A 7088-nucleotide genomic window follows, 5' to 3' on the forward strand; every position below is an offset into this window, starting at 1 on the left:
TTACATTCGCTTATTCCTTAAACAGATCCTTCAGCGCTGCAAAACGGATGTCAATCTTATCCGTCGAACAGTCGCATTTGTGCTCATTTAAGTTCTGTCCACAAGTTGGGCAGAGACCTTTACAGTCATTTCGGCAAAGCGGAGCATAAGGCATGAATAATTGAAGCGCTTCTTCCACATAAGGCATCAAATTCAGTCTTTCCCCATCCACCTCAATGAAATCACTTTCTTCCTCTTCCGCATCTTCATCGCGATCCTCTTTAGAGGAAGGACGTTTGAACACTTCAGAGAAAGCAATAACCGTATGCTCTTGCACTGGATCAAGGCAGCGCGCGCAAGCAAGTTCGAAATCAATGGCAAGCTTGCCATTAACCTCAATAAAGCTTTCGTGCCCTGTCACCTGAAGCGCTACATGGAGCGGTCCCGTACGATAAACATCTTGGCGTCCTTTAAAAAGGTCACTGACATTCAACTCTTCATCGATTGTCAATTTTAAGCCTTTGGACATTGTTTCTTGAATATGAAACTGCATCAGATCACCCCAAACAAACAAAGATTATTATATCTATCAGACTACTGTTTTGTCAACATTTTCACACTGTTTTTACTTAATGCCATTAGCAGCCCGTGATTGAGCGCCTTCTCTATGCTATAGTGAAACCACCAACATTTAACTAAAGAGAGGTCAAGCGAATGCGCACGGTGGGACTTATTGTCGAATACAACCCATTTCATAACGGTCATTTGTATCATTTGCAACAATCGGCCAAAATAACGCAAACAGACGCAGTCGTAGCCGTAATGAGCGGACATTTCCTGCAGCGCGGTGAACCAGCCTTGCTCGACAAATGGGCCCGGACCAAAATGGCGCTAGAAGGCGGCTGCGATCTCGTCATCGAGCTTCCCGTGGCTTATGCAACGCAAGCTGCCGAATGGTTTGCTTACGGTGCAGTATCCTTGTTGGAAGCAACAGGCGTTGTAGACAGCTTCTGCTTCGGTACCGAGAACGGAGACCTTGCACCCCTGCTCCAGGCTGCCCAGATCGTTGCAGACGAGCCTGCTGCTTTCAAAAGCCTGCTTATGCAGCGGCTTCAAACCGGTGTAAGCTACCCAAGCGCATACAGCAGCGCCATCACCAGCTATTTATCAGATCAAGGATATGTCGATGCCGTTAATTTTCCATTTGCGCTTCCCAATCATACGTTAGGCCTTCACTATCTGATTGCTCACCATCGATTGAAAGGAAAAATGGAACCCTTTACGATCACGCGCGAGAAAGCGCAGTATAGTCAACAAACCGTCACCGATCGCCAGATCGCAAGCGCAACAGCGATTCGCAAGTTGCTGCTTGAACAGCGTTCCCTCGAAGCAGCGCAAGCCTATGTGCCAGCGTCCACCTTCCGCATTTTACAGCAAGAATGGCTGGCTGGACATTGCCCGATGAGTTGGGAACCTTATACAAACGCGTTGCTTCATGCCATTCTTACTCGCACGCCAGCTCAGCTTGCCGAGATGCACGAAATAACGGAAGGGTTGGAGCATCGCATAGGAAATGCCATGCCAAAGCTTGCATCGCTCCAATTCGAAAGCTTGTTAGACACGTTGAAAACCAAGAGGTACACACGCACTAAGCTTCAACGTGCGCTTCTGGCGATTCTTCTTGGTCATCACAAAGCAGATTTCACTCCGGATCGACTCTTAGCAGGTGTTGAATATATAAGAGTACTAGGATTTTCGGAAAAAGGAAAGCAATTACTTCGCCGCATGCGCAGCACAGCAAAACTGCCGGTACTGCTTAGCGCCGCAAGAGCGTCCCAATCCTACCGTTATCTGGAGCTGGATACGCAGGCCAGCAGTGTTTATATGCTAGGGCAGCCCGGGTTCGCATCGTCAAAATCCTTATTCCGTGATTTTATGGACAAGCCCATTACGATGGAATAATATTATCGCGCAATAACGCTGGGATGTAAATACGATTAAACGGACGCTGCTTCGAATGCCTCGATTTGATCCAAGGCTTCCTGCAGCGTTCCCACGCTAACAACATTCATATTAGTTCCAAGCGAGCTTGCCTTTGCCTTGGCTTCCTTGAAATTGCCCGCTGGCACTAGAAATAGCTCTGCTCCTTCACGGCTTGCTACGACAATCTTTTGTTTGATGCCGCCGATTGGGCCAACATTACCTTCTATGGTAATCGTACCCGTCGCAGCGATCCGGTGCCCGCCAGATAAATCCCCCTCCGTCAAAAGATCCAAAGACTGCAATGCAAACACCAAGCCCGCAGAAGGTCCACCAATTTCTCCTGCCGCTATCGTTAAGCGCTTGTCCCCGTCTACTGGTTCTATGCTCCGCAGCTCCGTCAGATTCTTTATTCCGATCGCCTCCAGAAGCTGCACGTCTGTCATAAAAGCTTCTAATGTATCAGCTGGATACACGATGCTAAGCTTGGTGTCGCCCCGCTCCACTTCAAATATCAAAGGCTTATCCTTGCTGCTTCCACGCAGCCTCTCAAGCCACTCCTCACCGCTTCCAAAGTCGGTATTCCCATTAATCGCAAGCATCCGATCTCCAGCCTCGAAAGAGAAGCGCATAGGGAAGCCTTTTTCAGCGTTTGCAGCTACATCGGATATAATAATGCCTTCCGTGCGTGTCTCGTAGGGTAAACCCGCGTAGCGATACGCGGCTTCAATGGCGTTATTTTGAGAGCCTTGCATGACGACGTTCAATCTTGCTGCATACTGTTCCTTTGAATACCCTCGGAGTACATCTTTTTTGAGGTGCAGCTCCACATTCGAATTCCAGACCGACTGGATCGCGCGTAAAAAATTCGGCTCCGTCAATTTAACAGCCGTAAGCAATAAATCTCCCTCTCCAAGTTCATCCCCCTCTTCAATAGCTACCATTGGCTTGACCGGAACGGCTATGCCTGGTTCATAGGCAACATAAGGAGTAGGCGCATAAAGCAGCGCCCACATCAGAACAGCTGTAGACAACACATATAAAACCACACTACGTATATTGGATCCTTGCTTTAGCATACGGAGGCCTCCATTTGAGCTTCCAAAATTCCAAACCAATTCTAACAACAACCGCATGATGGACGCATTAGGACAGCCAGATGGTATAACCCAAGCATTACCGGCGTACTAATTAACGTATACGATTGTCCGAGCCTTCATGCTCAGCATCTAATTGCGGACAAGTCAATGACGGTGTTCTCCCTTCGAAACAAAGGAGTTGAGTAGCTTTGGCTAAAACGGTTTTGCTTGCGTTCCTATCCCTCTTGCTTGTTGTCGCCATCATTTTACAGCCGGATGCTGCTTTCCAGTCTTCACTGAAAGGATTGACGGTGTGGTGGAGCATCGTTTTTCCCGGCTTGCTGCCTTTTCTCGTATTATATGAGTTAATTGCCGCCTTCGGGCTTGCGCATGCGATCGGAGCACTTCTGCAGCCGCTGATGGGCAGACTGTTCAAGCTGCCAGGCGAAGCAGCACTAACCATCGTAATGGGCTGGATGGGCGGTTACCCTGGAGGGGCGGAAGCAACAGCTTCCCTGCGTAAAAGAAACATCGTATCAAAACAACAGGGCCAGCGTCTGCTAGCCCTTTCTCACATGCCTAACCCCTTGTTTATGCTCGTCGTTATTGGGGCTGGTTTTCTGCATAAACCGATTGCCGGTTTCATTATCGCAACTGCGGTATGGCTTTCCGCGATTTGGATCATGCTGCTAATAACATTGTTTAGCCGGAAAGAGCAAAGTAATCTCCCTACGGCTAGTGCACACGCTGAAAACAAACAAAAACCAAGCATGCTTCATCAAGCTGCCGAGGCGCTCCGGCTAGGCCGAGAGCAGGATGGAAGAAGCTTTGGCAAAGCACTGGGCGATTCCGTAGCCACCAGCGTTCAAAAACTTATGATGATCGGCGGGTTTATGATTTTCGCGGCCGTTCTCGCCAAGCTTGCGGAGCCGCTCCTCTCCCCGCTTCTAGACCAGGCGGGTCTTGGCTTTATCGGCCAAGCTTTTTTTGAAGGCCATCTCGGCGCTTACGCCGCAGCGGTGTGGGATGCCCCTGGAACGAGTACGCTCGCCAATGCGGCTGCCATCGCCGCCGTGCTTGCCTGGAGCGGGTTAAGCGGTATCTTGCAAGCCGGCTACTCCATCTCTGGGACAGATCTGAAGCTGCTGCCCTTTATCGCCTGGAGAGCGGCTCATGCCGTGCACGCTTGTCTATTTATGGTTGTCCTGTGGCATCCAATTACATCGTTGCTGCGCCCTTTGCTTGCGCCCGGCTCTACACCAACCTTTGTTGCCTTCGATTCTCCAGATGACGCGTTAGGCACTTACTCCGCCGTACCCCTAAAAGTCAGTGAGCTTCCTTTATTATGGCAGCACTCCCTGACAGCCTGTGCAATCATTGCACTGATCGTTATTGCTTTAGCCATAATGCTGCTCCCCTATCGAAAAACCCAAAAAACATGATAGAGATACAGATAGAGTTTATATACCTTTTACCTATGAAACCATTAGCTCTTTGCTTTATATTTCTCGCGTAATTGCTGCTCTACGACCGGAGGTACAAGCTCGTGCACAGCTCCATGAAATTGCGCTATTTCCTTCACTATACTCGAACTTAAGTAGGAATACTTCGGATTAGTCATCATAAACATGGTATCGATCTCAGCATCAAGAAGATGATTGGTTGACGCCAACTGCAGCTCGTATTCAAAATCCGTTACCGAACGAATTCCTCTAATAATAACGTTGGCTTGGCGCGATTTCATGAAACGGACGAGCAGATCTCGAAAGCTGTCAATTTCAACATTTGGTATATCTCGCGTAACTTCCGACAAGAGCGCCTTGCGCTCTTCTACGCTGAACAACGGATTTTTGCTTGAATTATTCAATACAGCTACAATTAACCGGTCAAATTGCTTAGCGGATCTACGAATAATATCCAAATGACCATACGTAACCGGGTCAAAAGTGCCCGGATAAACCGCGACTCGCTCTTGTTTATTCATTAACATCTGATTCTCCCCCGTCGTGACTGCCAGCGTTGTAGTATTGGTAAATCGACACGGCGGTATCTCCGTACTTCGCGTGCTTTAATCGGTCAAATTGTTCAAGCTGCTCCGGATAGGCATGCGCGGCATCGTGCTCGACGACAATGATTGCATCCTGCTCGAGCATTTCATTGGCCGCAAGTTGAGCCATCAAACTATCCATCGTAATCAATTTGTATGGCGGGTCAAGAAAAACAAGCCGGAACCTCTGCTCCCGCTTCGCTAGCGCTTTCAATGCACGCTCTGCATCATTCCTATAAATTTCAGCGGCACTGCCCATCTTCGCCGTTTCGACGTTGAGACGGATCGTATCGACACTTATTTTCTCACGGTCTATAAACACCGTTCGTTCGATTCCTCTGCTCCAAGCTTCAATGCCTAATCCCCCCGTACCTGCGAACAGGTCCAGCGCCATTCCACCATCGAAGTAAGGTCCAATCATGCTGAAAATAGCTTCCTTCACCTTATCCGTTGTCGGCCTCGTGTTCATACCAGGCACAGCCTTCAGCGTGCGGCCCTTGGCCTCGCCCGCAATGACTCTCACTGCAATTGCCCCCTTCTATCTCATTCCCGCCTATCGTACCATAGAACCCCTTTCATAATAAAGTAGAAGGATGTCGAAATATGAGCATTACCTTTCTCCAAAACAAACTCAACAATATTCATTCGCAGACCCATGTATATTTTCCAGTTATGCGGACAAAATGTATTTATCGGCGTCGCAAGATGTCGTAGACAACCGCGGAGAAGACTTACGTTTCCCCATAAGCTCTTCATCCGGTTTCTCCTCTCCCATGAAAAGGAGCTCTCGAAAGAGGGCTCCGATTTTTTGTGTAAATTCCTTTATTTATAAGGGTTTTAAGCATATTTGTAAAAGTTAAAGCTCTCATAAAATCCCTTTGTCGTTCATTTGTCGTTCTGTTTTTAAAATAAAAAACTCATCTAATAAATGAGCTAAAATGTTTACTATTCATTCGTTGTAGATCATTTGCACAGTCCCGCCGACAAAGCTTTCAATCATTCCTATCACTCCAATGCGAATGTTCGTTCTTCAAACACAAACAAATGTTCGGTTTCGAGTAAAAAAAAACCCCCAGCGTTATTCGCTGGAGTCCACTTTTATATACTAAATCATATCGCTTAAATCTCCCATTACTAGATAATATCAAAATAGAAAAGCCTCATAGCTAATGCTAAACTCGCAGGTGGCTTTTAAAAAGAGCATACCATTGATCGTTGACACAACTACATCAGGTTGGTGGTGGTGGAGGTGGCCAGTCACAAGGATTGATATTCACAATTGTTTTATCCGATTGCATCTGACTTTGCATTTCCATTTGGAATTGTAATTGTGCCTGATGCTGTGCTTGTATTTGCGCTTGCAGTTGAATTTGCGCCTCTAATTGAGCCTGCGCTTGGGCTTGAAACTGCGACTGTACTTGGGCTTGAAATTGTAACTGGGTTTGTGCTTGGGCTTGTAACTGTGACTGTACTTGTGCCTGAAATTGTAGTTCGGATTGTGATTGGGCTTGTAGCTGTGATTGTAATTGTGCTTGAAATTGCAATTGCTCCAATAATATGGTTTGTATTGAAACCGATTTACAAGAACGTTTTTTTCGCGGCGATCTTTTTTTACAACTTTTCGTAACGACAATTTTTTTAACCGTCATGCTTAATGAACACTCCATTTCATAGTTTGAATGAGTAACCACCTATTAAAGATATGCTAGTATTTAAATAACGGACAAGACGAATGACATGGTATGTTCACACATTTTCTTATTCAATAGAACGATCTCACTCGTAAGCTAAACGAAAATATTAAAAATGATAGAAATTAGGTAGAATAAAACTCCAAGCGCCTGGGAAAATAGCAAAACAGCCCACCAAGCGATATTGATATGCTCCCATCATAGTAGACAGTAGAAAAAACAAAACCTCTACTTCTACCATGATGGGAGTTTTTGCTTTGTCAAAAAGGAGTCCAATTTCATTAGATGTAAAACTACAGGTTGTAAAAAGAT

General features: G+C 46.6%; 8 protein-coding genes. 3 read left to right on the plus strand and 5 right to left on the minus strand.

Annotation, left to right across the window (positions count from 1 at the left end):
- Positions 1–10 precede the first annotated feature (10 nt).
- Positions 11–508 carry a YceD family protein gene (locus E0496_RS06480; protein ID WP_241674613.1) on the minus strand — a complete coding sequence of 166 codons (498 nt, stop codon included), beginning with the start codon at positions 506–508 and terminating at the stop codon, positions 11–13.
- Between the two features lie 185 nt (positions 509–693).
- Here E0496_RS06480 and E0496_RS06485 point away from each other — a divergent pair, with 185 nt between their 5' ends.
- Positions 694–1941: a nucleotidyltransferase gene (locus E0496_RS06485; protein WP_141500813.1), complete on the plus strand. Its 1248-nt coding sequence runs from the start codon at positions 694–696 to the stop codon at positions 1939–1941.
- A 35-nt stretch (positions 1942–1976) separates the two neighbouring features.
- Here E0496_RS06485 and E0496_RS06490 read toward each other — a convergent pair whose 3' ends face one another.
- Positions 1977–3038, minus strand: coding sequence for a S16 family serine protease (locus tag E0496_RS06490; protein ID WP_161601329.1), 1062 nt, complete (start codon positions 3036–3038; stop codon positions 1977–1979).
- Positions 3039–3247: 209 nt separating this feature from the next.
- On the opposite strand from E0496_RS06490, the gene E0496_RS06495 reads away from it, so the two are divergent.
- Complete coding sequence (locus E0496_RS06495; protein WP_141500815.1) at positions 3248–4480, plus strand: nucleoside recognition domain-containing protein; 1233 nt, start codon at positions 3248–3250, stop codon at positions 4478–4480.
- A 44-nt stretch (positions 4481–4524) separates the two neighbouring features.
- Here E0496_RS06495 and coaD read toward each other — a convergent pair whose 3' ends face one another.
- Together coaD and rsmD are read right to left on the minus strand one after the other, a co-directional pair.
- A complete protein-coding gene (gene coaD / locus E0496_RS06500; RefSeq protein ID WP_141500816.1) occupies positions 4525–5028 on the minus strand; it encodes a pantetheine-phosphate adenylyltransferase in 504 nt (167 codons plus the stop codon).
- Positions 5015–5608: a 16S rRNA (guanine(966)-N(2))-methyltransferase RsmD gene (rsmD, locus tag E0496_RS06505; protein WP_141500817.1), complete on the minus strand. Its 594-nt coding sequence runs from the start codon at positions 5606–5608 to the stop codon at positions 5015–5017. The genes coaD and rsmD overlap by 14 nt, the downstream gene beginning before the upstream one ends.
- A gap of 756 nt (positions 5609–6364) precedes the next feature.
- Between rsmD and E0496_RS36095 the strand changes: the two genes are divergently transcribed.
- The gene (locus tag E0496_RS36095) at positions 6365–6712 is read left to right on the plus strand and encodes a hypothetical protein (RefSeq protein WP_206669718.1); all 348 of its coding nucleotides are present in this window, start codon (positions 6365–6367) and stop codon (positions 6710–6712) included.
- A gap of 173 nt (positions 6713–6885) precedes the next feature.
- On the opposite strand, the gene E0496_RS36100 is transcribed toward E0496_RS36095, so the two are convergent.
- The coding region (locus E0496_RS36100; RefSeq protein ID WP_206669719.1) for a hypothetical protein at positions 6886–7088 on the minus strand (203 nt) is incomplete at its 5' end.

The sequence above is a fragment of the Paenibacillus luteus genome, from assembly GCF_006542765.1.
In the GTDB taxonomy this organism is placed as follows: Bacteria; Bacillota; Bacilli; order Paenibacillales; family Paenibacillaceae; genus Pristimantibacillus; species Pristimantibacillus luteus.

Coding starts and splice junctions, on each gene's coding strand:
- E0496_RS06480 (WP_241674613.1), bottom strand. CDS start 508: ATGTCCAAAGGCTTAAAATTGACAATCGATGAAGAGTTGAATGTCAGT.
- E0496_RS06485 (WP_141500813.1), top strand. CDS start 694: ATGCGCACGGTGGGACTTATTGTCGAATACAACCCATTTCATAACGGT.
- E0496_RS06490 (WP_161601329.1), bottom strand. CDS start 3,038: ATGCTAAAGCAAGGATCCAATATACGTAGTGTGGTTTTATATGTGTTG.
- coaD (WP_141500816.1), bottom strand. CDS start 5,028: ATGTTAATGAATAAACAAGAGCGAGTCGCGGTTTATCCGGGCACTTTT.